Source organism: Streptomyces sp. JLBJ103 (assembly GCF_058215575.1).
The window spans coordinates 3834817-3859832 of the sequence record NZ_CM177089.1 but is presented as its reverse complement, the minus strand read 5'-3'; the positions used below and the strand labels follow the sequence as shown (position 1 = coordinate 3859832).

The following is a 25016-nucleotide window of genomic DNA, read 5'->3' as shown; positions in this document are numbered from 1 at the left end:
CAATTGTCTTGGCTCGGACCAGGTGCAACGGATGGGGAGGCAGGAACGACGGTGGCGGAACGGAGCACGGCTGCCGTCGACGTGGCCGACAGCGGTGATGAGGAGCCGCTGACCGCCGAGGCGGGCAAGGCCACGGCCGACGGGGCGGGGACGGAAGAGAAGGCCGGCAAGGACACAGAGGCCGCTGGCACCCGGGAGACGGGCGCCGCGGCCGACGCGAACCCACCCGAATTGCACAGCGGTCACAAACTCGCCAGACGGTACCGTCTGGAGGAGTGCGTCACCCGTCTGGACGGATTCAGCAGTTGGCGTGCGGTGGACGAAAAACTGCGCCGCGCCGTCGGTGTGCACATCCTCCCGGCCGACCATCCACGGGCCCGGCCGGTCCTCGCCGCCGCCCGCTCGGCGGCGCTTCTGGGCGACCCTCGCTTCGTCCAGGTCCTCGACGCCGTCGAGGAGAACGACCTCGTCTACGTCGTCCACGAATGGCTTCCGGACGCCACAGAACTCACCACCGTGCTCGCCGCAGGGCCGCTGGAGCCGCACGACGCCTACCAGTTGGTCAGCCAGGTCTCCCAGGCGATGGCCGCCGCCCATCGCGAGGGTCTGGCCCATCTGCGCCTCAACCCTGGCTCTGTGCTGCGCACGGAATCCGGTCAGTACCGCATCCGCGGTCTGGCCGTGATGGCCGCCCTCCGCGGTATCAGCGCCGACCACCCCCAGCGCACCGACACGGAGGCGATCGGCGCGCTGCTGTACGCCGGGCTCACCCAGCGCTGGCCCTACGAGAAGGACGCCTACGGGCTCTCCGGGCTCCCCAAGGGCGTCGGCCTGATCGCCCCCGACCAGGTCCGCGCCGGAGTCCACCGCGGGCTGTCCGAGCTGGCGATGCGCGCCTTGGTCAACGACGGGGCCACCGCCTCCCGTCAGGACCAGCCCTGCACCACCCCCGAGGAGCTGGCCAAGGCCGTCTCGGCCATGCCGCGCATCCGGCCGCCCGAGCCCGCCTTCACGCCCTCTCCGGCCTATCAGCGCACCACGTACCAGCAGGGCGCCTACGGCCAGCCGCCGACGCGTGGCGGCACCTCCCGCACTCCCATGCCCTCTCCTATGCCTCCGCCGCCTCCGTTGCAGAGCCGCACCGGAAAGGCCCTCAAGTGGGCCGTCTCCGCGCTTCTGATCGCGGCCCTCGGCCTGGGCAGCTGGCAGCTCGCCGACACCCTGCTGAAGGACGAGAACAAGCCGGACCCGGGCAAGTCCACCAGTGAGAAGGACGACGACAAGGCCCCGAAGCCCGTGGCCAAGGCGCTCAGCATCGACCACGCCACGGTGTTCGCTCCACTGGGCAGCCCGATCAAACCGGAGGACGTGGGTAAGGCCGTGGACGGCAAGGCCGATACCGCCTGGGTGACCGGCGCGTTCTACGGCTACCCCAACTTCGGTAATCTCCCGCTGCGCAAGCAAGGAAGCGGCATCGTCGTCGACCTCGGCAGTGTCAAGAGCGTCTCCGCCGTTGACGTCAACTTCTACCGCGCCGGCCACAAGGCGGACATCCTGGCCGCTGACGCGGACGCCTCTGCCGCCCCCACCTCGCTTGAGGGCTTCTCTCACCACATCACGAATGTGAAGACTGTGGACAAGCAGCTGTCCACCACGCTCGACAAGCCCGTGCGGACGCAATACGTACTGGTCCGCATCACCGAACTACCGCCGACCACCCCGAGTGGCTACCGTGGCGGCATCTCGGAGATCAAGGTCAAGGGCTGACCTCCGTCAGTCAGCCATAAGGGGAGGGGGCTCGACGTTGGACGACGCCACCATCGGCGAGGCGAGCGACGCCGAGCTCCTTGCCTGGCATGTGAAAGGCGACCCGGACGCCTTCGGCGAGATAGTACGGCGCCACCGCGACAGACTCTGGGCGGTGGCGCTGCGCACCCTCGGCGACCGCGAGGAAGCCGCCGACGCGGTCCAGGACGCGCTCGTCTCCGCCTACCGTGCCGCCCACACCTTCCGCGGCCAGTCCGCCGTCACCACCTGGCTCCACCGCATCACGGTCAACGCCTGTCTGGACCGGGCTCGTAAGACGGCCTCCCGCCGCACCTCCCCGGTCGCCGACACCGACCGGCTGGAGCAGCTTCTCGAACCGCATGAATCGGCCGCCGCCCCTGCCGAGCGCGGCGATCTCCACCGCGAGCTCCTCCAGGCACTGCGCACCCTCCCCGCCGAGCAGCGCGCGGCCCTAGTCCTGGTCGATATGCAGGGCTATCCGGTGGCGGAGGCGGCGGCGGTCCTGGAGGTCCCCACCGGTACCGTGAAAAGCCGCTGCGCACGGGGACGCGCACGGCTCCTCCCACTGCTGTCGCATCTCCACCCCAATGGGAGGGGTAGTACCTCTTCGGGCGGGGCAAGGAACCGGACGCAGGGGACGTCCGTCCCACCGACGGCAGGACCGAATGACACAGATGCCGTGAAGGGCGGAGGTGGGCGAGCGTGACATCCTCGACGGACACGGACGAGCACCCGGACGTCGCGGAGATCTCCGCACTCACCGAGGGGCTGCTCTCTCCGTCCAGGACCGTCGATGTGCGCACTCACCTCGAAGGCTGTGTGCTCTGCGCCGATGTACGGTCCTCACTCGACGAGATCCGCTCACTGCTCGGCACCCTCCCGGGCCCGGTGCAGATGCCCGCCGATGTCGCGGGCCGTATCGACGCTGCTCTCGCCGCCGAGGCGCTTCTCGACGCCACCGCCCCCGAGACTTCCGAGGGCCGTGCGGATGTTTCACGTGAAACTCCGGAGCCGTCGGCGTCGCCCCAGCAGGTTTCACGTGAAACGGCCGAGGACAGCGATCACGCGGCGGGAGCGTCCAAGCCGTCCGTGACCGCTGACCGGCCCGCAGGACGGCCACGAGGCGCCACCGGGCCAGGACGTGGAACCACCGGCCCCGGCGCCCGCTTCGGCCGTACCCGCCGCTGGCCCAGGGTTCTCCTCGGATCCGCATGCGCCGTGGCCGTCATCGGCCTGGGCACGTTCTTCATCCAGGAAGCGACCTCGGGAGACGGCACCGGCTCCGACCCGAACGCCAGCCGCAACTCCACGGAGCACCAGGACACCGTCTCGGCCGGAACTCTCAAGGACCGGGTCCACGAGATGCTCACCGACCGTAAGACCGCCGCCTCGCCCGGTGGTACCTACAAGAGCACCCCCGATGTGCCACTCCGTGCCGAGGACCCGAAGGTCCCGTCCTGCGTACAGAAGGGCATCGGCCGTACGGAGCCGGCGCTCGCCGCACAGCAGGACACCTACGACGGCAAGGCCGCCTACATCGTCGTGCTGCCGCACCCCGCCGACAGCTCGCGTGTCGATGCCTTTGTGATCGACGCGTCCTGTGTCTCGTCCTCACCGTCCTCCACCGGCAAGCTCCTGGAGACCCACACCTACCCACGGGGCTGAGGAACGGCCCACACGGGCCCCGCCGGAGCGCCACCCGGGAATGCCGGACCCGTAGGATCCGTTGGGTGGGGTGGCAGCGTTTTCCGGGGAATCCCGGGGGCCGCCGCCCAGTCAGCAGTGGCAGTCGGCAGAGACAAGGAAGACATCCGTGAGCGACGTCCGCAACGTGATCATCATCGGTTCCGGGCCCGCGGGCTATACAGCCGCGCTCTACACCGCCCGCGCTTCCTTGAAGCCGCTGGTCTTCGAAGGCTCCGTGACCGCCGGTGGTGCTCTGATGAACACCACCGACGTGGAAAACTTCCCCGGCTTCCGTGACGGGATCATGGGCCCGGACCTCATGGACAATATGCGGGCCCAGGCCGAGCGCTTCGGTGCCGAGCTTGTCCCGGATGATGTGGTCGCGGTCGACCTCAGCGAGGACATCAAGACCGTCACCGACTCCGCGGGCACGATCCACCGCGCCAAGACGGTCATCGTCACCACCGGCTCCCAGCACCGCAAGCTGGGTCTGCCGCGTGAGGACGAGCTCTCCGGCCGCGGTGTCTCCTGGTGCGCCACCTGTGACGGGTTCTTCTTCAAGGACCAGGACATCGCCGTCATCGGCGGTGGTGACACCGCGATGGAGGAGGCGACCTTCCTGTCGCGCTTCGCCAAGTCCGTCACCGTCGTCCACCGCCGGGACTCCCTCCGGGCCAGCAAGGCGATGCAGGAGCGCGCCTTCGCCGACCCCAAGATCTCGTTCATCTGGGACAGCGAGGTCACCGAGCTCCACGGCGACGGCAAGCTCTCCGGTCTGACCCTCCGGGACGTCAAGACGGGCGCGACCTCCGAGCTGCCGGTGACCGGACTGTTCATCGCGATCGGCCACGACCCGCGCACCGAGCTGTTCAAGGGCCAGCTGAACCTGGACGATGAGGGCTACCTCAAGGTGGACGCTCCCTCAACCCGTACGAATCTCCCCGGTGTCTTCGCCTCGGGCGATGTGGTGGACCACACCTACCGGCAGGCGATCACCGCGGCGGGCACCGGCTGTGCCTCCGCCCTGGACGCCGAGCGTTACCTCGCCGCCTTGGGCGACGGCGACGCCACCGTCTGACTCCGCTTCCCACCCCTGCACCAACCCACTAAGGAGATAGCCATGGCCGGTGCCACGGTCACCGTGACGGACGCCGACTTCGAGGAGACCGTCCTCAAGAGCGACAAGCCGGTACTCGTCGACTTCTGGGCCGCGTGGTGCGGTCCGTGCCGCCAGATCGCCCCGTCCCTCGAGGCGATCGCGGCCGAGCACGCCGACAAGATCGTCATTGCCAAGCTCAACATTGACGAGAACCCGGCCACCGCCGCCAAGTACGGTGTGATGTCCATCCCGACGCTCAACGTCTACCAGGGCGGCGAGGTCGCCAAGACCATCGTCGGCGCCAAGCCGAAGGCCGCGATCGAGCGCGATCTGGCCGACTTCATCGGCTGAGCCCTCAGCCACCCACACGAAGGGGCCGCCCCGGAGGGCGGCCCCTTCGTGTTTCACGTGGAACTCTCACAGCGGACGGAGCGCCGGCTCCTTCTGAACCGCACCGAGCAGCCGGTCCAGGGCCAGTTCGACGTCCTCCTTCCAGGAGATCGTCGTCCTCAGCTCCAGTCTCAGCCGTGGATAGCGCGGATGAGGGCGGACGGTCTTGAAGCCCACCGCCAGGAGGTGGTCGGCGGGCAGGACACACGCCGGTTCCTTCCACGTGGCATCCCCGAACGCCTCGATCGCCTTGAAGCCCCGGCGGATCAGATCCTTGGCGACCGTCTGGACCATCACCCGTCCCAGCCCCTGCCCCTGGTAGCCAGGCATCAGCCAGGCCGTCATCAACTGCACGGCATCGGCCGCGACCGGGCTCGTCGGAAAGGCCGTGGACCGGGGGACATAAGCGGGAGGCGCGTAGAGCACAAAGCCCACCGGCACCTCATCGACATAGACCACCCGGCCGCAGGATCCCCACTCCAGCAGAACGGCCGAGATCCACGCTTCCTTCTCCAGCTCCGGCCGACCGGCCCTTACCGCGGCTTCGCCGCTGACGGGGTCGAGCTCCCAGAAGACACAGGCGCGACAGCGCTTGGGGATGTCCGGGAGGTTGTCCAGCGTGAGCGGTACGAGCCGACGCCCCATGAAGCCAGTCCCTCACTTCCATGGCCAGCCGCGGCACGGGCGGCTGACAGAGCACTACGCTCCCTGAGCAGACTGCCGACAAAACCGCCGACAGCTCCCAGGCCCAATCCTGTGGCCACCAGTCCGGTGCGGCTCACCGATCGCATGGCCCTGCCCTCCATAAGAGGCGCCTCCACATGGATCCGCCATACCTGGTCGCATCGTATCCGCGCGGCGAATGCACCGATACCGAGCTGAGGCAAAGAGCGGGTCGTGTTCCGAGATCATCGGAACACGACCCGCCCCGCACTGCCATTCCGTACGGCGGAGCGCCGTACGGCCAGTGCCTTACTCGTCCTCGTCATCCGCCTCTGCGAGAGGCAGCTCCAGCACCGGTCCCTCGCCGGGGGCGAGAGACCCGAGAATGCGCTCCAGATCCTCTATCGAGGCGAACTCGACGACGATCTTTCCCTTCTTCTGGCCCAGGTCGACCTTCACCCGGGTCTCGAACCGGTCGGAGAGCCGTGACGCCAGATCGGTGAGTGCGGGGGACACCCGGTTACCCGCGCGCGGACCCTTGCTCTTCGGTGTCCCGCCCGAGCGGGATCCCATCAGGGTGACGATCTCCTCGACCGCACGCACCGACAGTCCTTCGGCGACGATGCGATGCGCCAGCCGGTCCTGCTCCTCCGCGTCCTCCACGGAGAGCAGGGCTCGCGCATGCCCGGCGGAGAGCACCCCCGCCGCGACCCTGCGCTGGACGGCCGGGGAGAGCTTCAGCAGCCGCAGCGTATTGGAGACCTGGGGACGCGAACGCCCGATCCGGTCGGCCAGCTCGTCATGTGTGCAGCTGAAGTCCTTCAGCAACTGGTCGTAGGCGGCCGCCTCTTCCAACGGATTCAGCTGGGCCCGGTGCAGGTTCTCCAGCAGCGCGTCGAGAAGAAGCTTCTCGTCCTCAGTCGCTCGGACGATCGCCGGAATCTTCTCCAGCCCCGCCTCACGGCAAGCCCTCCACCGGCGCTCACCCATGATGAGCTCATAGCGCTCGGGCGCCAGCTGCCGCACCACAACGGGCTGGAGGAGACCGACTTCCTGGATCGAGGTGACCAGTTCGGCGAGAGCGTCCTCGTCGAAGACCTCACGCGGCTGGCGAGGGTTGGGGGTGATGAAGTCCAGGGGCAGTTCGGCGAAATGGGCTCCGGCGACTTCTTCCGTCATCGCCACCGGAGCCCCCTCGGGCTCCGGTTCACGCGGCGCTGGCTCGGTTTCCTGTGAAACACCGTTGGTGGCCAGTGCGGCCACCTTGGCCGCCGCTACCCCACGCTCCTGGGTGAGCATCGGGACCGCGGTCGGTGAGGTGGTGCCCCCGGACGTGGTGACCGTTCCCGCCCCCGCCAGGGGTCCGGAGTTGTCCGCCCCCTTCGGCGCGGGAGGGATCAAGGCACCGAGCCCACGGCCCAGCCCTCTGCGTCGCTCACTCACTGAATCCCCTCCTGCATGCTGTGCTGGTCGTGCTGGCTGATCTCGGGAAGAGCATGAGCGTGCTGGCCGTCATACTGCACACTCACTCCCCTGAGCGCGATCTCTCTCGCCGCCTCGAGATAGGAAAGCGCCCCGCTGGATCCCGGGTCATAGGTGAGGACCGTCTGCCCGTAGCTGGGGGCCTCGGAGATCCGCACCGATCTCGGGATGCTCGTTCTGAGGACCTCACCGCCGAAGTGGCTGCGGACCTCGTCCGCCACCTGCGAGGCCAGCCGGGTACGGCCGTCGTACATCGTGAGCAGGATGGTCGAGACATGAAGCTTGGGATTGAGATGGCCACGGACAAGATCCACGTTCCGCAGCAGCTGGCCGAGCCCCTCGAGCGCGTAGTACTCGCACTGGATCGGGATCAGCACCTCAGCGCCCGCGACCAGAGCGTTGACCGTGAGCAGTCCGAGCGAGGGCGGGCAGTCGATGAGGATGTAGTCCAGCGGTTGCTCATAGGCCTGGATGGCCCGCTCCAGCCGGCTCTCCCGCGCCACCAGCGAGACCAACTCGATCTCGGCACCGGCGAGATCGATGGTGGCCGGAGCACAGAACAGCCCCTCCACATCCGGGACCGGCTGCACGACATCGGACAGGGGCTTGCTGTCGACCAGGACGTCGTAGATCGAAGGGACCTCGGCATGGTGGTCGATCCCCAGGGCCGTCGAGGCATTGCCCTGCGGGTCGAGGTCGATCACCAGCACACGACCGCCATGCAGAGCGAGTGAGGCTGCCAGATTGACCGTGGTCGTGGTCTTTCCGACCCCGCCCTTCTGGTTGGCCACCACGATCACCCGGGTCTGCTCCGGTCGCGGCAGCCCCTCACCGGCCCGGCCCAGGGCTTCTACCGCCAGCTGCGCGGCACGGCCAATGGGGGTGTCGTCCATGGGGGGCGGTGTTTCACGTGAAACATCCTCCCCCGCCGATTCGGTACGGGGGCCGGGGACCGGATCGGTCATCGGCCCCGCGATGTTGGCGTCGGACCGCAAGGATTCACTCTCCTCGACATCAGGCTCGCGATGAACAGAGCCTGCCATGCTTTTGGGGTCGTGAACCAGCGAGGCCCGTTCTCCTGTGGATGAATCCACGTCCTTACGGGGTCGGCGGTCGCGGGGCGAGGCCGCCGCACGACCGCGACTGATGATTCCATGCAGCAGGGAGCGACGTTTCACGTGAAACACGATGCATGGATGGACCTGGCGATCTGCCGCGACACTCCGGTTTGCGTAGTTTAGGCAGCTTGTATGGAGCACTCCGGCCCTCCGTACGGAGGGCACTTCACATACGAATCAGATCGGCTGCGCCACCGGACCAGCTCAGGGCCTGCGCCGCGGACTCCGTCGCGCCGCCTTGGCTCGCTTGGCGGCGAAGCGCACACCTCCGGGGCTCTCCCCGACCTCGACCCGCACCACGGTGGACAGCGGGTCAACCACTCCCTCACCGACATGCAGCACCGAGGTGTCCACTACACCCAGCTTGCCCAGTGCCGCACGGGCGTGCTTGAGCTCTTCCTCGGCGGTGTCGCCCTTCAGCAGGAGCATCTCTCCGTAGGGACGCAGCAACGGAACTCCCCAGCCCGCCAGCCGGTCCAGTGGAGCCACCGCCCGTGCGGTCACCACATGGACCGGAGGCAGCTTGCCCAGGACCTCCTCGGCACGGCCGCGCACCACCGTCACATGGTCGAGTCCCAGCAGCTCCACCACTTCCTGGAGGAAGTTCGTACGCCGCAGCAGGGGCTCCAGCAGCGTGATCCGCAGATCCGGCCGGGTCAGGGCGAGCGGGATACCGGGCAGCCCGGCACCCGAGCCCACATCGCAGACGGTGACCCCCTCCGGCACCACCTCGGAGAGCACGGCGCAGTTCAGCAGATGCCGCTCCCACAACCGCGGCACCTCGCGCGGGCCGATCAGCCCGCGGGTGACCCCGACATCGGCCAGTAGCTCTCCGTAGCGGACAGCCTCCGGGAAGCGCTCACCGAATACCTCCCTCGCCTCGTCGGGCGCCGGGGGGAGCTCCGCTGCTTCCGTCACGGGGACCGTCCTTCCGTACCGAACACTGTGGCTGAACGCTGATGCAAGGCTGACAAGATTCGGCCCCGTCTGCGCGCAGACGGGGCCGTGTGCAGTGAAGCCGGACCGGGTCAGGCCGGAAGCACGACCACGCAACGCTGGGGCTCCTCGCCCTCGGACTCGCTGCGCAGCCCTGCGGCGGCCACCGCGTCGTGCACGACCTTCCGCTCGAAGGGCGTCATCGCCTTGAGCTTCACCGGCTGACCGGTGCCCTTCGCCTCTTCCGCTGCCTTGGTGCCGAGCGCGGTGAGCTCGGTGCGCTTACGGGCCCGGAATCCGGCGATGTCGAGCATCAGCCGACTGCGGTCGCCGGTCTCCCGGTGGACCGCGAGGCGGGTCAGCTCCTGAAGAGCCTCCAGCACCTCGCCGTCACGCCCGACCAGCTTCTGGAGATCACGGCTGGTCGATTCGCTGATGATCGACACCGCTGCACGATCGGCCTCGACGTCCATGTCGATGTCGCCGTCGAGGTCCGCGATGTCCAGCAGCCCCTCGAGATAGTCGGCGGCGATCTCCCCTTCCTGTTCCAGGCGGGTCAGGGTGTCGACACCCTCGGCGGCCGGGGTGGTGCCTTCCGTCACGGATGGACTCCTTCGTTACTTCTTGGAGGGGTGCTTGGGGCGCTGCTGGCCCTTGCGCTGCCCGGACTTCGTGGTGCGGGAGGAGCCGCCGCCGGCCGGCTTGCCGTCCTGCGCCGCCTTCTTCTCCGGCTTCTGTGCCTCGCCCTTGCCGGACTCCTTGGCAATCGAGGTTTTGGCGGTGCCACCGGACTGCGCCCTGGCGCGGCCCTGGCCCTGGGTGCTGCCCGAGGTGCGCTGCGACTTGGTCTGGCGCTTGGGCTGCTGACGGTTGGCGCGCGCGGCCTCGGCGGCCTCCTTGGCGGCGACCTCGGCGGGCTCCTCCTTCAGCTTGCCCTGCGCCCGCAGCCGCTCCTGGCGGGCCTGGAAGGCGACGCTGCCCGGGGTGGGGTTCCGGCGGATGACGAACATCTGCTGGCCCATGGTCCAGACGTTGGTGGTCAGCCAGTAGACGAGAACACCGACCGGGAAGTTGATGCCGAAGACGGCGAACATGACCGGGAAGACGTACATCAGCATCTTCTGCTGCTGCATGAACGGCGTCTTCACCGTGAGGTCGACGTTCTTGGTCATCAGCTGGCGCTGAGTGAAGAACTGCGAGGCCGACATCAGGACGATCATGGTGACCGTCACGATCCGGACGTCCGTCAGCGAGGCGCCGAGCTGCTCGACCTGGGCGGCGGACGACATGAACTTCACGGACAGCGGGGCGCCGAAGATGTGGGCGTGACGGGCGCTCTCCAGCAGCGGCTGGTCGATGAAGGCGACCGTCTTGCCGTTCGCGATGTGGTTGAGCACCTGGTAGAGCGCGATGAAGAACGGCGACTGCGCCAGGATCGGGAGACAGCTCGAGAGCGGGTTGGTGCCCGTCTCCTTGTAGAGCTTCATCATCTCTTCGGACTGACGCTGCCGGTCGCTCTTGTAGCGCTCCTGGATCGCCTTCATCTTCGGCTGGAGCGCCTGCATGTTCCGGGTCGCCTTGATCTGCTTCACGAAGAGCGGGATCAGGCAGATCCGGATCAGCACCACGAGGGAAACGATCGACAGACCCCACGCCCAGCCACTGTCCCGGTCGAAAATGAGGCTGTAGAACGAGTGGAACTGGACGATGATCCAGGAAACTACGTAATAAAGAGGGCCGAGGATCGTGTCCACGAATCAGGCTCCTTGGGCATTGGGCTGGGTCTCGGGCTGTGCGGCAGGCTCCACAGCCGGATGCCCGCCGAGGCGGTTCCGCAGCCGCTGGTGCCACACCGGACGCTTCCGGGGCGGAACGTGGTCGACGCCACCGAGCGACCACGGGTTGCAGCGCAGGATGCGCCAGGCCGTCAGCGCCGTTCCTTTCACCGCGCCGTGCCGGTCAATGGCCGTGTAGCCATAGTGCGAGCACGACGGGTAGTACTTGCAGACCGGTCCCAGCATGGGGCTGATGGTCCACTGGTACAGCTTGATCAACCACAGCAGCGGGTACTTCATCGCGGCACCCCTCCCAGTAGCCGCTGCACCGCCGTGTCGAGATCGCGGGCCAGCTGGTCGTGACCCGCCTCACCCGCACCGGGCAGTGCCCGTACGACCACAAGGCTACCTGCGGGAAAACGATCGAGTCGGTCCCGCATGAGATGGCGCAGCCTCCGCTTCACCAGATTGCGGACGACGGCGCCGCCGACCGCCTTGCTCACGACGAAACCCGCACGCGCCGGGGGAGCACTCCCCCCGGATGCGTGCGGGTCCCTGTCACCGCTGGTGAGGCCGCTGCGAAAGTGCACGACAAGGAGCGGGCGACCGGCCCTGCGTCCTCGGCGTACCGCGGCCGCAAAGTCCTCGCGCCGCCTCAGCCGATTCTCGGTAGGCAGCACGTCATGGACCTTGAGGTCAGGCTGTTCAGGCCGACAGGCGGGCGCGACCCTTGCTGCGGCGGGACGCGAGAATCGCGCGGCCGGCACGGGTGCGCATACGCAGCCGGAAGCCGTGGGTCTTCGCGCGGCGGCGGTTGTTCGGCTGGAAGGTGCGCTTGCTCACTCGGGGGCTCCAGTAATGAATCGGGTGGTGGCGGGAGATCGCCTGGCTGTCACCGTGCGCCCACGAGTAGCTCGCAATACGCCCGAGTGCACCGCTTCACGATCGTGGATCATGGTGTCCGCGATCTTTGCCCATCGGAGGCAGGCGGCAGCAGCCATCGACAACTCGACCTGGTTACGGTACGCGCGGTTACGCCATCCGGTCAAACCGGTGGACGCCACACCCACGCCACCCGCCCCGCCACGTCACCTGGGGGCAAGGGAACGCTCGGCGACATCGCATGGCACATTTGTACACACCCTGTGGACAACGACTTGAACCGTGCACCCCGGCCTGACTACCGTGGCCAGGCTCCGATTCCTTCACGCCCGTCCCGAGAACCACACATTCGTGGGACCTGTCGGCGTCCCCCCACCCAGCGAGTGAGAGAAGCGTGCCCTGTGGCTGATGTACCCGCCGATCTTGCCGCAGTGTGGCCACGTGTGCTCGATCGGCTGCTGGGAGAGGGCACGGGACAGGGCGGACAGGGTGTCGAGGCCAAGGACGAGCACTGGATCAAGCGGTGCCAGCCGCTGGCGCTCGTCGCCGACACCGCTCTGCTGGCCGTCCCCAATGAATTCGCCAAGGGCGTCCTGGAGGGCAGGCTCGCCCCGGTGGTCAGCGAGACGCTGAGCCGGGAGTGCGGCCGCCCCATCCGTATCGCGATCACCGTCGACGACTCCGCCGGTGAGCCGGTCGTCCCGCAGCAGCCCCAGCGGGAGCAGCGCGAGACGTATGAGAGCCGGGATCCGCGCGAGGCGTACGAAAGCTACGACGGCCGGGAGCACTACGGCCGCCCGGCGGCCGCCGATGAGCTGCCCACGGCCCGCCCCGCCTACCCCGGCTATCAGCAGCCGCGCCCCGAGCCCGGCGCCTGGCCGCACCAGCGGGACGACTACGGCTGGCAGCAGCCCCGGCTCGGCGGCTTCACCGAGGCCGACCCCTATTCCTCGCAGCCCCCCTCCGGCTACGACCAGCCGCCGTACGACCAGCAGCCGCCGCGCGGCGACTACCGGGGTCCGGGCATGGAGCGCCCCGGCCCGGGCGGGGGTCCCAGTGGCCTGGGTGCCACGGGCGGCACCGGCGTTCCTGGCGGCGGCCCCGGCGCGGCCCCCGAGCGTCTGTCGTACGAGCAGCAGCGCCACGATCTTCCCGATCCGCTGGAGCGCGCCCGCGGCGGACCGCCCGTGCTGCCCTCCCAGACCGGCGCGCCCGGCCCCTTGGCCGCACAGCCCGCGCCCGCGTCCGGACCCGGTGAGCCGACCGCGCGGCTGAATCCCAAGTACCTCTTCGACACCTTTGTCATCGGCGCCTCGAACCGCTTCGCGCACGCCGCGGCGGTCGCGGTCGCCGAGGCGCCGGCCAAGGCGTACAACCCGCTGTTCATCTACGGGGAGTCGGGGCTCGGCAAGACGCATCTGCTGCATGCGATCGGGCACTACGCGCGCAGCCTCTATCCCGGCACCCGGGTGCGCTATGTGAGCTCGGAGGAGTTCACCAACGAGTTCATCAACTCCATCCGCGACGGCAAGGCGGACGCGTTCCGCAAGCGCTACCGCGACATGGACATCCTGCTGGTCGACGACATCCAGTTCCTGGCGAGCAAGGAGTCGACGCAGGAGGAGTTCTTCCACACCTTCAATACGCTCCACAACGCCAATAAGCAGATCGTGCTGTCCTCGGACCGGCCACCCAAGCAGCTGGTGACCCTGGAGGACCGGCTCCGCAACCGCTTCGAGTGGGGGCTGATCACGGATGTGCAGCCGCCGGAGCTGGAGACGCGTATCGCGATCCTCCGGAAGAAGGCGGTGCAGGAGCAGCTGAACGCACCACCCGAGGTGCTGGAGTTCATCGCCTCGCGGATCTCCCGCAACATCCGTGAGCTGGAGGGCGCGCTGATCCGGGTGACGGCCTTCGCGAGCCTGAACCGGCAGCCGGTGGACCTCGGTCTCACCGAGATCGTCCTGAAGGACCTGATCCCCGGCGGCGAGGACGCGGCCCCGGAGATCACCGCCACCGCGATCATGGCCGCGACAGCCGATTACTTCGGGCACACGGTGGACGACCTGTGCGGCGCCTCGCGCAGCCGGGTGCTGGTGACCGCGCGGCAGATCGCGATGTATCTGTGTCGGGAACTGACCGATCTGTCGCTGCCCAAGATCGGCGCGCAGTTCGGCGGCCGCGACCACACGACCGTCATGCACGCCGACCGCAAGATCAGGGCGCTGATGGCCGAGCGACGCTCCATCTACAACCAGGTGACCGAGCTGACGAACCGCATCAAGAACGGCTGAAAGAACGGCTGAAAGAACGGCTCAAGGAACGGCTCGAAGAACGGCTGTCGGCGCGGCACGCACACCTGCCGCGATCCGCTCTCAGGGCGCTCCGGGACAACAACTCCCGGGGCGCCCTTCGTCGTTCGGTGCCCGGGGGCCGTTCGATTCCGCGTCGGGGCGAAGCGATTCTCCACAGATGTGCGGCGAATCCACCGTCCACACCCTGGGGACTGGTGAGTTGTCCCGATCGCATCCACAGGCTGGGCTGTGAGGATGGCATCGACCGAGGTCAGCCGGTTGTGGAATTGTGGCAAACCCGAATCCACAGACTGTGGACGAGCGCGTTGCCCACAGGGCGTGGAGCGAGTTGTCCACTGCCCGCCCACAGGCGGAAGGCGGTTGCCCACAGCTTTTCCCCATCGTCGTCCACTGTTCGGCAACGAAACGGACACGGTCACCGGCTCGAGTGAAAGGCATCACACCAAGGGGGCCGGTTGGGCTGTGGGGAAGCTGGGTAAAACTGGGGACAGCGTTGGGGAGAACCGGGCCCTGTCTGTGCATCGCATGTGCAGAACTCTCGGGCATCCACAGATCGCCCCGGTTGTCCACGGCCTCCGCCCACAGGCCCAGTGGATAAAAAACCGCTCTTGGCCTGGGACAACGGAGTTTTCCACGGTTTCCACAAGCCCTACTACTACGACCACAGAGTTGTAGCGGGGAAATCGCTTCGAAGTGGGACCTGTGCACAACCTCGGACCCAGCCGCCCGACACCCCGGGCGCCGACTTGACCCCGAGCCGCACCGACTGTCGGCGGCGTACGTCAGACTGGTCCCCGGCGACTCAGCCGACGACGAAGGCCAGCAGGGCGAGCCAGCAACAGCAGGAGGCGGTTCCGGTGAAGATCCGGGTGGAGCGCGATGTACTCGCGGAGGCAGTGGCCTGGACGGCCCGCAGCCTTCCGGCCCGTCCGCCGGTGCCCGTCCTCGCGGGCATCCTGCTCAAGGCGGAGGAAGGCGCGCTCAGCCTCTCCGGCTTCGACTACGAGGTCTCGGCCCGTGTCTCCGTGGAAGCCGATGTGGAGGACGACGGCACGGTCCTCGTCTCCGGCCGTCTGCTCGCCGACATCTGCCGATCCCTCCCCAACCGCCCGGTGGAGATCTCCACCGACGGTGTGCGCGTCACCGTCGTCTGCGGCTCGTCGCGGTTCACCCTCCACACACTGCCTGTGGAGGAGTACCCGGCGCTGCCGCAGATGCCCACCGCGACCGGCACCGTCCCCGGTGATGTCTTCGCCGCCGCTGCCGCCCAGGTCGCCATCGCGGCCGGCCGTGACGACACCCTCCCGGTGCTCACCGGCGTCCGGATCGAGATCGAGGGCGACACCGTCACCCTGGCCTCCACCGACCGCTACCGCTTCGCGGTCCGTGAGTTCCTGTGGAAGCCGGAGACCCCCGATATCTCCGCGGTCGCCCTGGTGCCCGCCAAGACGCTCCTCGACACCGCCAAGTCGCTGACCAGCGGCGATACCGTCGCGCTCGCGCTGTCCGGTTCAGGGGCCGGTGAGGGTCTGATCGGCTTCGAGGGCGCCGGGCGGCGTACCACCACCCGGCTGCTCGAAGGTGATCTGCCCAAGTACCGCACCCTGTTCCCGACCGAGTTCAACTCCGTCGCGGTGATCGAGACCGCCCCGTTCGTCGAGGCCGTCAAGCGTGTGGCCCTGGTCGCCGAGCGCAACACCCCGGTGCGGCTCAGCTTCGAGCAGGGCGTGCTGATCCTGGAGGCCGGTTCGAGCGACGACGCACAGGCTGTGGAGCGCGTCGACGCCCAGCTCGAGGGCGACGACATCTCGATCGCCTTCAACCCGACCTTCCTGCTGGACGGCCTCAGCGCGATCGACTCCCCGGTCGCCCAGCTCTCCTTCACCACGTCCACCAAGCCCGCCCTGCTGAGCGGCAAGCCGGCCATGGACGCCGAGGCGGACGAGGCGTACAAGTACCTGATCATGCCCGTCCGGCTGAGCGGATGAGTGCGAGCGAATGAGCGGGCGTAGCCCACAACTGTGCGGCAACCCTCGGGCGTAGGCTCGGCCTCAGGTGCGTTTCGCAATGTCTACGGCATAAGGATCAACTGATGGAGCTCGGTCTCGTCGGCCTCGGCAAGATGGGCGGCAATATGCGCGAGCGCATTCGCCGCGCAGGCCACACCGTGATCGGATACGACCGCAACCCGGATGTCGCCGATGTCCACAGCCTCGACGAGCTTGTGGGCAAGCTCAAGGGGCCGCGCGTGGTGTGGGTCATGGTCCCGGCGGGCGTTCCCACCCAGATCACCATCGACGAGCTGGCCGAGCTCCTCTCGCCGGGCGACATCGTCGTGGACGGCGGAAACTCCCGCTGGACCGACGACGAGAAGCACGCCGAGCAGCTCAACGCCCGGGGCATCGGCTTTGTCGACTGCGGTGTCTCCGGCGGCGTCTGGGGCCTGGAGAACGGCTACGCGCTGATGTACGGCGGTGCGCCCGAGCATGTGGCCAAGGTCCAGCCGATCTTCGACGCGCTCAAGCCCGAGGGCGAGTACGGCTCGGTCCACGCGGGCAAGGTCGGCGCGGGCCACTTCGCCAAGATGGTCCACAACGGCATCGAGTACGCGATGATGCAGGCCTTCGCCGAGGGCTGGGAGCTGCTGGAGGCCGTGGACTCCGTCACCGACGTCCGCGAGGTCTTCCGTTCCTGGCAGGAGGGCACTGTCATCCGCTCCTGGCTGCTGGACCTGGCCGTCCGCGCCCTCGACGACGACGAGCACCTGGCCCAGCTGAAGGGCTACGCGGCGGACTCGGGCGAGGGCCGCTGGACGGTGGAGGCCGCGATCGACAACGCGGTGCCGCTGCCCGCGATCACCGCGTCGCTGTTCGCCCGCTTCGCCTCCCGCCAGGACGACTCCCCGCAGATGAAGATGATCGCCGCGCTGCGCAATCAGTTCGGCGGCCACGCGGTCGAGAACTCGAAGTAATCCGCCCCCACGGGGGCACAGCACTGCCGGGGGAGGTCGGCGCAGCCCACCATGCATGTCACGCATCTGTCACTCGCCGACTTCCGCTCGTACACCCGGGCCGAGGTCGTCCTCGGCCCGGGTGTCACCGCCTTCGTCGGGCCCAACGGCGAGGGGAAGACCAATCTCGTCGAGGCGGTCGGCTATCTCGCCACCCTGGGCAGCCACCGGGTCTCCTCCGACGCCCCGCTGGTGCGGATGGGCGCCGAGCGGGCCGTCGTCCGGGCCGCGGTGGTCCAGGGCGACCGGCAGCAGCTCGTGGAGCTCGAGCTCAACCCCGGCAAGGCCAACCGCGCCAGGATCAACCGCTCCTCGCAGGTCAGACCGCGTGATGTGCTGGGCATCCTGCGCACGGTCCTGTTCGCGCCCGAGGACCTGGCTCTGGTCAAGGGCGACCCGGGCGAGCGCCGCCGCTTCCTGGACGAGCTGATCACCGCCCGCGCTCCGCGGATGGCCGGGGTCCGCTCCGACTACGACCGGGTGCTCAAGCAGCGCAACACCCTGCTGAAGACCGCCGCGCTGGCCCGGCGGCACGGCTCGCGCGGCGGTGGCGGGGATGCGGCGCTGTCCACCCTCGACGTCTGGGACCAGCATCTGGCGCGGGCCGGTGCCGAGTTGCTCGCCCCGCGCCTGGAACTGATCTCCGTCCTCCAGCCGCTGGCCGAGAAGGCGTATGAGCAGCTCGCCCCGGGCGGCGGACCGGTCCTGCTGGAGTACCGCTGCTCGGCGGGCGAGGACCTGGCCGCGCCCATCGGCCGCGAGGAGCTCTACCAGCGGCTGATCACCGCGCTCACCGAGGCGCGCAAGCAGGAGATCGAGCGCGGTGTCACCCTGGTCGGCCCACACCGTGACGACCTTCTCCTGAAGCTGGGCAGGCTCCCCGCGAAGGGCTACGCCAGTCATGGCGAGTCCTGGTCGTACGCCCTCGCGCTGCGCCTGGCCTCCTACGATCTGCTGCGCACCGAGGCCGGTGAACCGGTCCTGGTGCTCGACGATGTCTTCGCCGAGCTGGACGAGCGGCGCCGGGAGCGGCTGGCCGAGCTGGTCGCTCCCGGTGAGCAGGTGCTGATCACGGCGGCGGTGGAGGACGACGTTCCACAGCTGTTGACGGGCGCGCGCTACGCGGTGTCCGGGGGCGAGGTGCGGCGCGTATGACCGACGTCCCGCAGCCGCCGACACCGCCCGAGCACTCGGGGGTCGATCTGGCCCGGGTCGCGCTGCGCGCCGCCAAGGAGCAGGCGCGGGCGCGCGGTGCCGCGGTCCAGCAGAAGAAGCAGGCGCGCCGCGGGGGCTTGCGCTCCGGCGCGCGCGCCGACGGCCGCGATCCGCTACCGCTCGGCGCCGCCATCAACCGGCTGATCACCGAGCGCGGCTGGGAGGCCCCGGCCGCCGTCGGCGGGGTGATGGGCCGCTGGCCGCAGATGGTCGGCCCGGAGGTGGCCCAGCACTGCGAGCCGCAGCGGTACGACGAGGACGCCCGGGTGCTGACGGTGCGCTGCGACTCCACGGCCTGGGCGACCCAGCTGCGGCTGCTCGCCCCGCAGCTCGTGGCCCGGCTCAACGCCGATCTCGGCCAGGGCACCGTGAAGTTGATCAAGGTGCTGGGCCCGGGTGGTCCGCCCCGCCGCTACGGCCCGCTGCGCTCTCCGGGGTCCACCGGACCGGGCGACACCTACGGCTGAGCACGCCCCGTCAACGGCTGAGCACAGGGTGACGGCTGAGACCCCGGTCACCGTAGCCGGTGGTTGACAGCCAGAAGCGCTGAGTGGCGGTGTGAGCCTCTTGGAGCCCGTCCCCAGATATGGGGAGTCGGTGGCGACCGGTTCAGGGCGGCACATGCGGACTCAGGCGCCAGCAAGCCCCCATTCTTGTCGGCGCTACCGGTAGACTGAGCGGGTACACCGTCGCTTGCGCGCCGAAGCGCTCGCGGACACATGTTGAACGACGCAGCCGCTCCCGCCTGCCCCGGAGACGGCTTGTGCTGTGCCAGAAAGGGCGCTTCGTGGCCGATTCCGGCAACCCCATCGAAAACATTCCGTCCGATGACGGCGAGGGCCTGGCCCCGCCGTCGTACGACGCCAATGCGATCACCGTCCTGGAAGGTCTGGACGCGGTCCGCAAGCGACCCGGTATGTACATCGGATCCACTGGCGAACGCGGTCTGCACCACCTCGTCCAGGAGGTCGTCGACAACTCCGTGGACGAGGCGCTCGCCGGTCACGCGGACACCATCGAGGTGACGATCCTGGCCGACGGCGGGGTCCGCGTCGTCGACAACGGCCGTGGCATCCCCGTGGGCATCGTCCCCTCGGAGGGGAAGCCGGCCGTCGAGGTCGTGCTGACCGTCCTGCACGCGGGCGGCAAGTTCGGCGGCGGCGGTTACGCCGTCTCCGGCGGTCTGCACGGCGTCGGCGTCTCCGTCGTCAACGCGCTGTCGACGAAGGTGGCGGTGGAGGTCAAGACGGACGGCTACCGCTGGACCCAGGACTACAAGCTCGGTGTCCCGACCGCGCCCCTGAATCGGAACGAGCCCACGGACGAGACCGGCACCTCGGTCACCTTCTGGGCCGACGGGGACATCTTCGAGACCATCGAGTACTCCTTCGAGACGCTGGCGCGGCGGTTCCAGGAGATGGCGTTCCTGAACAAGGGGCTGACCATCTCGCTGACCGACCAGCGCCAGGCCCACGTGGACGAGGAGGGCAAGCCGCTCTCCGTGCGGTACCACTACGAGGGCGGCATCGTCGACTTCGTCACGTACCTCAACTCCCGCAAGGGCGAGCTGGTCCACCCCACCGTGGTCGGCTTCGAGGCCGAGGACACCGAGCGGATGCTCTCCCTCGAAGTGGCGATGCAGTGGAACAGCCAGTACACCGAGGGTGTCTACAGCTTCGCCAACACCATCCACACTCATGAGGGCGGTACCCACGAGGAGGGCTTCCGGGCCGCGCTGACGTACCTGATCAACAAGTACGCGCGCGACAAGAAGCTGCTCCGCGAGCGGGACGACAACCTCACCGGTGAGGACATCCGCGAGGGTCTGACCGCGATCATCTCGGTCAAGCTGGGCGAGCCGCAGTTCGAGGGCCAGACAAAGACCAAGCTGGGCAACACGGAGGCCAAGACCTTCGTCCAGAAGATCGTCAACGAGCACCTCGCCGACTGGCTGGACCGCAACCCCAACGAGGCGGCCGACATCGTCCGCAAGGGGATCCAGGCGGCGACCGCGCGGGTCGCGGCCCGCAAGGCGCGCGATCTGACCCGCCGCAAGGGGCTGCTGGAGACGGCGTCGCTGCCGGGCAAGCTCAGCGACTGCCAGTCCAACGACCCCGAGAAGTGCGAGATCTTCATCGTCGAGGGTGACTCCGCCGGCGGCTCGGCCAAGTCCGGCCGTGACCCGCAGTACCAGGCGATCCTCCCGATCCGAGGCAAGATCCTCAACGTCGAGAAGGCCAGGGTCGACAAGATCCTGCACAACAACGAGGTCCAGGCGCTGATCTCGGCCTTCGGCACCGGTGTGCACGAGGACTTCGACATCGGCAAGCTCCGCTACCACAAGATCATCTTGATGGCGGACGCCGATGTCGACGGCCAGCACATCAACACCCTGCTGCTCACCTTCCTCTTCCGCTTCATGCGGCCGCTGGTCGAGGCCGGGCACGTCTTCCTGTCCCGTCCGCCGCTCTACAAGATCAAGTGGGGCCGGGACGAGGTCGAGTACGCGTACTCCGACCGCGAGCGGGACGTGCTCATCCAGGCCGGCCGTGAGCAGGGCAAGCGCATCAAGGACGACTCGGTCCAGCGCTTCAAGGGTCTGGGCGAGATGAACGCCGAAGAGCTGCGCGTGACCACCATGGACATCGATCACCGTGTGCTCGGCCAGGTCACCCTGGACGACGCGGCGCAGGCCGACGACCTGTTCTCGGTCCTGATGGGCGAGGACGTCGAGGCACGGCGCTCGTTCATCCAGCGCAATGCCAAGGATGTCCGCTTCCTCGACATCTGAGTCGGCCCCCAGCCGCAGACGACAGAAGGACTTGACCAGCAATGGCCGACGAGAACACCCCGAACACGCCTGAAAACCCCGCCGAGGGCGCCGGAATCCGCGTGGAGCCGGTGGGTCTCGAGACGGAGATGCAGCGCTCCTACCTCGACTACGCGATGAGCGTGATCGTGAGCCGTGCGCTGCCCGACGTCCGGGACGGCCTCAAGCCGGTGCACCGGCGCGTGCTCTACGCGATGTACGACGGCGGGTACCGCCCCGAGAAGGGCTTCTACAAGTGCGCCCGTGTCGTCGGCGATGTCATGGGCACCTACCACCCGCACGGCGACTCGTCCATCTACGACGCCCTGGTGCGACTGGCCCAGCCGTGGTCGATGCGCATGCCGCTGGTGGACTCCAACGGCAACTTCGGCTCCCCGGGCAACGACCCGGCAGCGGCCATGCGGTACACCGAGTGCAAGATGGCCCCGCTGGCCATGGAGATGCTCCGGGACATCGACGAGGAGACCGTCGACTTCCAGGACAACTACGACGGCCGTAACCAGGAGCCCACGGTTCTGCCGTCCCGTATCCCCAACCTGCTGGTCAACGGCTCGGCGGGGATCGCGGTCGGTATGGCCACCAACATCCCGCCGCACAATCTGCGCGAGGTGGCCGAGGGTGCCCAGTGGTTCCTGGCGAACCCGGAGGCCACCTCGGAGGAGCTGCTCGATGCTCTGATCGACCGGATCAAGGGCCCGGACTTCCCCACCGGGGCGCTGGTCGTCGGCCGCAAGGGCATCGAGGAGGCGTACCGCACCGGCCGTGGCTCGATCACCATGCGCGCGGTCGTCGAGGTCGAGGAGATCCAGGGCCGTCAGTGCCTGGTCGTCACCGAGCTGCCGTACCAGGTCAACCCGGACAACCTGGCCCAGAAGATCGCCGACCTGGTCAAGGACGGCAGGATCGGCGGCATCGCGGACGTCCGCGACGAGACCTCCTCGCGCACCGGCCAGCGCCTGGTCATCGTGCTCAAGCGAGAGGCGGTCGCCAAGGTCGTCCTGAACAACCTCTACAAGCACACCGATCTGCAAACCAACTTCGGCGCCAACATGCTGGCGCTGGTCGACGGGGTGCCGCGCACCCTCTCGCTGGACGCGTTCATCCGCAACTGGGTCACCCACCAGGTCGAGGTCATCGTCCGCCGGACCCGCTTCCGGCTGCGCAAGGCCGAGGAGCGGGCGCACATCCTGCGTGGTCTGCTCAAGGCGCTGGACGCCATCGACGAGGTCATCGCGCTGATCCGGCGCAGCGACACGGTCGAGATCGCGCGCGGGGGCCTGATGGGCCTGCTGGAGATCGACGAGATCCAGGCGAACGCGATCCTGGAGATGCAGCTGCGGCGGCTGGCCGCTCTGGAGCGCCAGAAGATCGTCCAGGAGCACGATGAGCTCCAGGCGAAGATCGATGAGTACAACGCGATCCTGGCCTCGCCCGAGCGGCAGCGGCAGATCATCAGCGAGGAGCTGACCGCGATCGTCGAGAAGTTCGGCGACGACCGGCGCTCCAAGCTGGTCCCCTTCGACGGCGACATGTCCATCGAGGACCTGATCGCCGAGGAGGACATCGTCGTCACCATCACCCGTGGCGGCTATGTGAAGCGCACCAAGACCGAGGACTACCGCTCCCAGAAGCGCGGCGGCAAGGGGGTGCGCGGTACGAAGCTGAAGCAGGACGACATCGTCGACCACTTCTTCGTCTCGACCACCCACCACTGGCTGCTGTTCTTCACCAACAAGGGCCGGGTCTACCGGGCGAAGGCGTACGAGCTGCCGGACGCGGGCCGGGAGGCGCGCGGCCAGCACGTCGCCAACCTGCTGGCGTTCCAGCCGGACGAGCAGATCGCCCGGATTCTGGCGATCCGTGACTACGAGGCGGTGCCGTATCTGGTGCTCGCCACAAAGTCGGGTTTGGTGAAGAAAACGCCGCTGAAGGATTACGATTCGCCTCGCTCCGGCGGTGTGATCGCCATCAACCTCCGGGAGATGGAGGACGGTCGCGAGGACGAGTTGATCGGCGCCGAATTGGTCTCCTCCGCGGATGACCTGCTGTTGATCAGCAAGAAGGCCCAGTCCATCCGGTTCACGGCCACGGACGAATCGCTGCGGCCGATGGGCCGGGCGACCTCCGGTGTGAAGGGCATGAGCTTCCGCGAGGGTGATGAACTCCTCTCGATGAATGTCGTGCGGCCAGGTACGTTCGTCTTCACCGCCACCGACGGCGGGTACGCGAAGCGGTCGAACGTGGATGAATACCGCGTCCAGGGTCGCGGCGGCCTCGGAATCAAGGCCGCGAAGATCGTGGAGGACCGTGGTTCCCTCGTCGGTGCGCTGGTGGTCGAGGAGTCCGACGAGATTCTGGCCATCACGCTCAGTGGCGGTGTGATCCGTACGCGGGTCAGCGAGGTCAGGGAGACGGGCCGTGACACCATGGGCGTCCAACTGATCAACCTGGGCAAGCGCGATGCCGTCGTGGGTATCGCTCGTAACGCCGAGGCCGGTCGTGAGGCTGAAGAGGTCGAGGAGGAGTCCTCCGAGGCCGGGATCGAGGCAGCCGAGGGGGCCGCGCCCGAGGCGGCCGAGGGCTCCGCGCCCCCGGCGGACGAAACCGAGGAGTAAGTCGTGAGTGGAGCCACGGGTGCCGCGGGCGGCGGTGCGGACGCCGGAAGGCGGCCCGGACCGGGAGCCCCGTCCTCAGCGGGCGGGGCGTCCGCTCCCGACGGCGCCCGTGGCCCGGCCGCCGACTCCCAGCAGGGCACGGTGACCGAAACCCGCAAGCTGCGGCCCCAGCGGCCGCCGGAGCCGGATGAGCGGCAATCGGCGAGCCCGCTGCCCGGTGAACGGCCCTCTGGCGGGGCGTCCGCACAGCCGTACCACCCGCCGCAGGCATACGCCCCGCCGTCCGGTGGCGGTAAGGCTGCCGGGGGCCGGGCCACCACGGGTGTCCGGCGCCCCCGCACCGGCGCGGGAGCCCGTCCGGTGCCGCGCACCCGCAAGGCGCGACTGCGGGTCGCCAGAGTGGACCCGTGGTCGGTCATGAAGGTCAGCTTCCTGCTCGCGATCGCGCTGGGCATCTGCACGGTGATCGCTACGGCGGTGCTGTGGATGGTCATGGACGCCATGGGCGTCTTCAGTGCCGTGGGCGGCACGATCAGCGAGGCCACGGAGTCCCAGAAGGGCACCGGGTTCAACCTGGAGACCTTCCTGTCGCTGCCGCGTGTCCTGGGGTTCACCTCGATCATCGCCGTGATCAATGTGGTGCTGGCGACCGCGCTGGCCACCCTGGGCGCGTTCATCTACAACCTGTCCGCTGGCTTCGTGGGCGGTGTGGAGCTGACGCTCGCCGAGGACGAGTAGCGGCCCGCCCGTTACCGATTTTGGGACAGGGCTGGTGGTGCGCTAATCTTTCGGTGCAGCGCGGGGCTATAGCTCAGACGGTTAGAGCGCTTCCCTGATAAGGAAGAGGCCACAGGTTCAAGTCCTGTTAGCCCCACCGATACGAACGGCCCGGACGGAGGATCTCTCCGCCGGGCCGATCTCGTAACGGCGCCCGAGGAGTTGATGTCCGGTTGTTGCCGGGCCGATGGCCGGCATAGGTCACCGAACGGTATCGATCGGTGTGTATCATCGGGCGCCAGAGGTCCCCTACGTCAAGAAAGACGAGGTAGCGCGGTGAAGAAGCTCCTCCTGGTCGCACTGGCCGCCATCGGCGGGCTCCTCGTGTACCGCCAGATCCAGGCGGATCGCGCCGAGCAGGATCTGTGGACGGAGGCGACCGACTCCGTGCCCGCAGGTTCGGGCGTGTGACCCCCACGAGTCCCGGTACGGGGC

General features: G+C 68.3%; 22 protein-coding genes, 1 tRNA gene and 1 pseudogene. 15 read left to right on the top strand and 9 right to left on the bottom strand.

Annotation, left to right across the window (positions count from 1 at the left end; genetic code table 11):
• The first annotated feature begins 51 nt into the window (after nucleotides 1-51).
• The 5 genes from AC4BEG_RS16885 (at nucleotide 52) to trxA (ending at nucleotide 4924) form a co-directional block, all read left to right on the top strand.
• On the top strand, nucleotides 52-1767 hold the full coding sequence (locus AC4BEG_RS16885) for a protein kinase family protein (protein WP_490706689.1): 1716 nt from the start codon (nucleotides 52-54) through the stop codon (nucleotides 1765-1767).
• A 37-nt stretch (nucleotides 1768-1804) separates the two neighbouring features.
• Complete coding sequence (sigM, locus tag AC4BEG_RS16880; protein WP_490706688.1) at nucleotides 1805-2494, top strand: RNA polymerase sigma factor SigM; 690 nt, start codon at nucleotides 1805-1807, stop codon at nucleotides 2492-2494.
• Nucleotides 2491-3453, top strand: coding sequence for an RsmA family anti-sigma factor (locus AC4BEG_RS16875; RefSeq protein ID WP_490706687.1), 963 nt, complete (start codon nucleotides 2491-2493; stop codon nucleotides 3451-3453). Before sigM ends, AC4BEG_RS16875 begins: the two co-directional genes overlap by 4 nt.
• 148 nt (nucleotides 3454-3601) lie before the next feature.
• Nucleotides 3602-4552 (top strand): thioredoxin-disulfide reductase, encoded by a 951-nt coding sequence (gene trxB / locus AC4BEG_RS16870; protein ID WP_490706686.1) that lies wholly within the window; start codon nucleotides 3602-3604, stop codon nucleotides 4550-4552.
• A 42-nt stretch (nucleotides 4553-4594) separates the two neighbouring features.
• Nucleotides 4595-4924, top strand: coding sequence for a thioredoxin (gene trxA / locus AC4BEG_RS16865; RefSeq protein WP_009716492.1), 330 nt, complete (start codon nucleotides 4595-4597; stop codon nucleotides 4922-4924).
• A gap of 66 nt (nucleotides 4925-4990) precedes the next feature.
• Here the strand turns inward: trxA and AC4BEG_RS16860 are convergent, their stop codons facing one another.
• The 9 genes from AC4BEG_RS16860 to rpmH form a co-directional block, all read right to left on the bottom strand.
• A complete protein-coding gene (locus tag AC4BEG_RS16860; protein ID WP_009716491.1) occupies nucleotides 4991-5608 on the bottom strand; it encodes a GNAT family N-acetyltransferase in 618 nt (205 codons plus the stop codon).
• 327 nt (nucleotides 5609-5935) lie between these two features.
• The gene (locus AC4BEG_RS16855) at nucleotides 5936-7069 is read right to left on the bottom strand and encodes a ParB/RepB/Spo0J family partition protein (protein WP_490706685.1); all 1134 of its coding nucleotides are present in this window, start codon (nucleotides 7067-7069) and stop codon (nucleotides 5936-5938) included.
• Nucleotides 7066-8151: a ParA family protein gene (locus AC4BEG_RS16850; protein ID WP_490706684.1), complete on the bottom strand. Its 1086-nt coding sequence runs from the start codon at nucleotides 8149-8151 to the stop codon at nucleotides 7066-7068. Before AC4BEG_RS16850 ends, AC4BEG_RS16855 begins: the two co-directional genes overlap by 4 nt.
• 279 nt (nucleotides 8152-8430) lie before the next feature.
• Nucleotides 8431-9144: a 16S rRNA (guanine(527)-N(7))-methyltransferase RsmG gene (gene rsmG / locus AC4BEG_RS16845; RefSeq protein ID WP_490706683.1), complete on the bottom strand. Its 714-nt coding sequence runs from the start codon at nucleotides 9142-9144 to the stop codon at nucleotides 8431-8433.
• Nucleotides 9145-9254: 110 nt separating this feature from the next.
• Complete coding sequence (locus tag AC4BEG_RS16840) at nucleotides 9255-9764, bottom strand: Jag family protein (RefSeq protein WP_201872198.1); 510 nt, start codon at nucleotides 9762-9764, stop codon at nucleotides 9255-9257.
• 15 nt (nucleotides 9765-9779) lie between these two features.
• Nucleotides 9780-10916, bottom strand: coding sequence for a membrane protein insertase YidC (gene yidC, locus AC4BEG_RS16835; protein WP_490706682.1), 1137 nt, complete (start codon nucleotides 10914-10916; stop codon nucleotides 9780-9782).
• A 3-nt stretch (nucleotides 10917-10919) separates the two neighbouring features.
• The gene (yidD, locus tag AC4BEG_RS16830) at nucleotides 10920-11237 is read right to left on the bottom strand and encodes a membrane protein insertion efficiency factor YidD (RefSeq protein WP_030827780.1); all 318 of its coding nucleotides are present in this window, start codon (nucleotides 11235-11237) and stop codon (nucleotides 10920-10922) included.
• Complete coding sequence (gene rnpA / locus AC4BEG_RS16825; protein ID WP_201872194.1) at nucleotides 11234-11617, bottom strand: ribonuclease P protein component; 384 nt, start codon at nucleotides 11615-11617, stop codon at nucleotides 11234-11236. Before rnpA ends, yidD begins: the two co-directional genes overlap by 4 nt.
• Before the next feature lie 25 nt (nucleotides 11618-11642).
• Nucleotides 11643-11780 carry a 50S ribosomal protein L34 gene (gene rpmH, locus AC4BEG_RS16820; protein WP_003956500.1) on the bottom strand — a complete coding sequence of 46 codons (138 nt, stop codon included), beginning with the start codon at nucleotides 11778-11780 and terminating at the stop codon, nucleotides 11643-11645.
• 926 nt (nucleotides 11781-12706) lie between these two features.
• Between rpmH and dnaA the strand changes: the two are divergent.
• The 10 genes and pseudogenes from dnaA to AC4BEG_RS16770 all read left to right on the top strand — a co-directional run.
• Nucleotides 12707-14113, top strand: a pseudogene (dnaA, locus tag AC4BEG_RS16815) (chromosomal replication initiator protein DnaA); the annotation flags it as partial.
• An 878-nt stretch (nucleotides 14114-14991) separates the two neighbouring features.
• Nucleotides 14992-16122, top strand: coding sequence for a DNA polymerase III subunit beta (gene dnaN / locus AC4BEG_RS16810; RefSeq protein ID WP_490706681.1), 1131 nt, complete (start codon nucleotides 14992-14994; stop codon nucleotides 16120-16122).
• A gap of 104 nt (nucleotides 16123-16226) precedes the next feature.
• Complete coding sequence (gnd, locus tag AC4BEG_RS16805) at nucleotides 16227-17105, top strand: phosphogluconate dehydrogenase (NAD(+)-dependent, decarboxylating) (protein WP_490706680.1); 879 nt, start codon at nucleotides 16227-16229, stop codon at nucleotides 17103-17105.
• 51 nt (nucleotides 17106-17156) lie between these two features.
• Entirely contained in the window at nucleotides 17157-18299 is a 1143-nt protein-coding gene (gene recF, locus AC4BEG_RS16800; RefSeq protein ID WP_490706679.1) for a DNA replication/repair protein RecF, read from the top strand.
• Nucleotides 18296-18826 (top strand): DciA family protein, encoded by a 531-nt coding sequence (locus AC4BEG_RS16795; RefSeq protein ID WP_490706678.1) that lies wholly within the window; start codon nucleotides 18296-18298, stop codon nucleotides 18824-18826. Before recF ends, AC4BEG_RS16795 begins: the two co-directional genes overlap by 4 nt.
• Nucleotides 18827-19122: 296 nt before the next feature.
• Nucleotides 19123-21150: a DNA topoisomerase (ATP-hydrolyzing) subunit B gene (gene gyrB, locus AC4BEG_RS16790; protein ID WP_490706677.1), complete on the top strand. Its 2028-nt coding sequence runs from the start codon at nucleotides 19123-19125 to the stop codon at nucleotides 21148-21150.
• Between the two features lie 41 nt (nucleotides 21151-21191).
• Nucleotides 21192-23804, top strand: coding sequence for a DNA gyrase subunit A (gene gyrA, locus AC4BEG_RS16785; protein ID WP_490706676.1), 2613 nt, complete (start codon nucleotides 21192-21194; stop codon nucleotides 23802-23804).
• 3 nt (nucleotides 23805-23807) lie between these two features.
• The gene (locus AC4BEG_RS16780) at nucleotides 23808-24542 is read left to right on the top strand and encodes a DUF3566 domain-containing protein (RefSeq protein WP_490706675.1); all 735 of its coding nucleotides are present in this window, start codon (nucleotides 23808-23810) and stop codon (nucleotides 24540-24542) included.
• A gap of 62 nt (nucleotides 24543-24604) precedes the next feature.
• Nucleotides 24605-24678 (top strand) — tRNA-Ile (locus AC4BEG_RS16775).
• 179 nt (nucleotides 24679-24857) lie between these two features.
• On the top strand, nucleotides 24858-24992 hold the full coding sequence (locus AC4BEG_RS16770) for a DLW-39 family protein (protein WP_003958712.1): 135 nt from the start codon (nucleotides 24858-24860) through the stop codon (nucleotides 24990-24992).
• Nucleotides 24993-25016 lie beyond the last annotated feature (24 nt).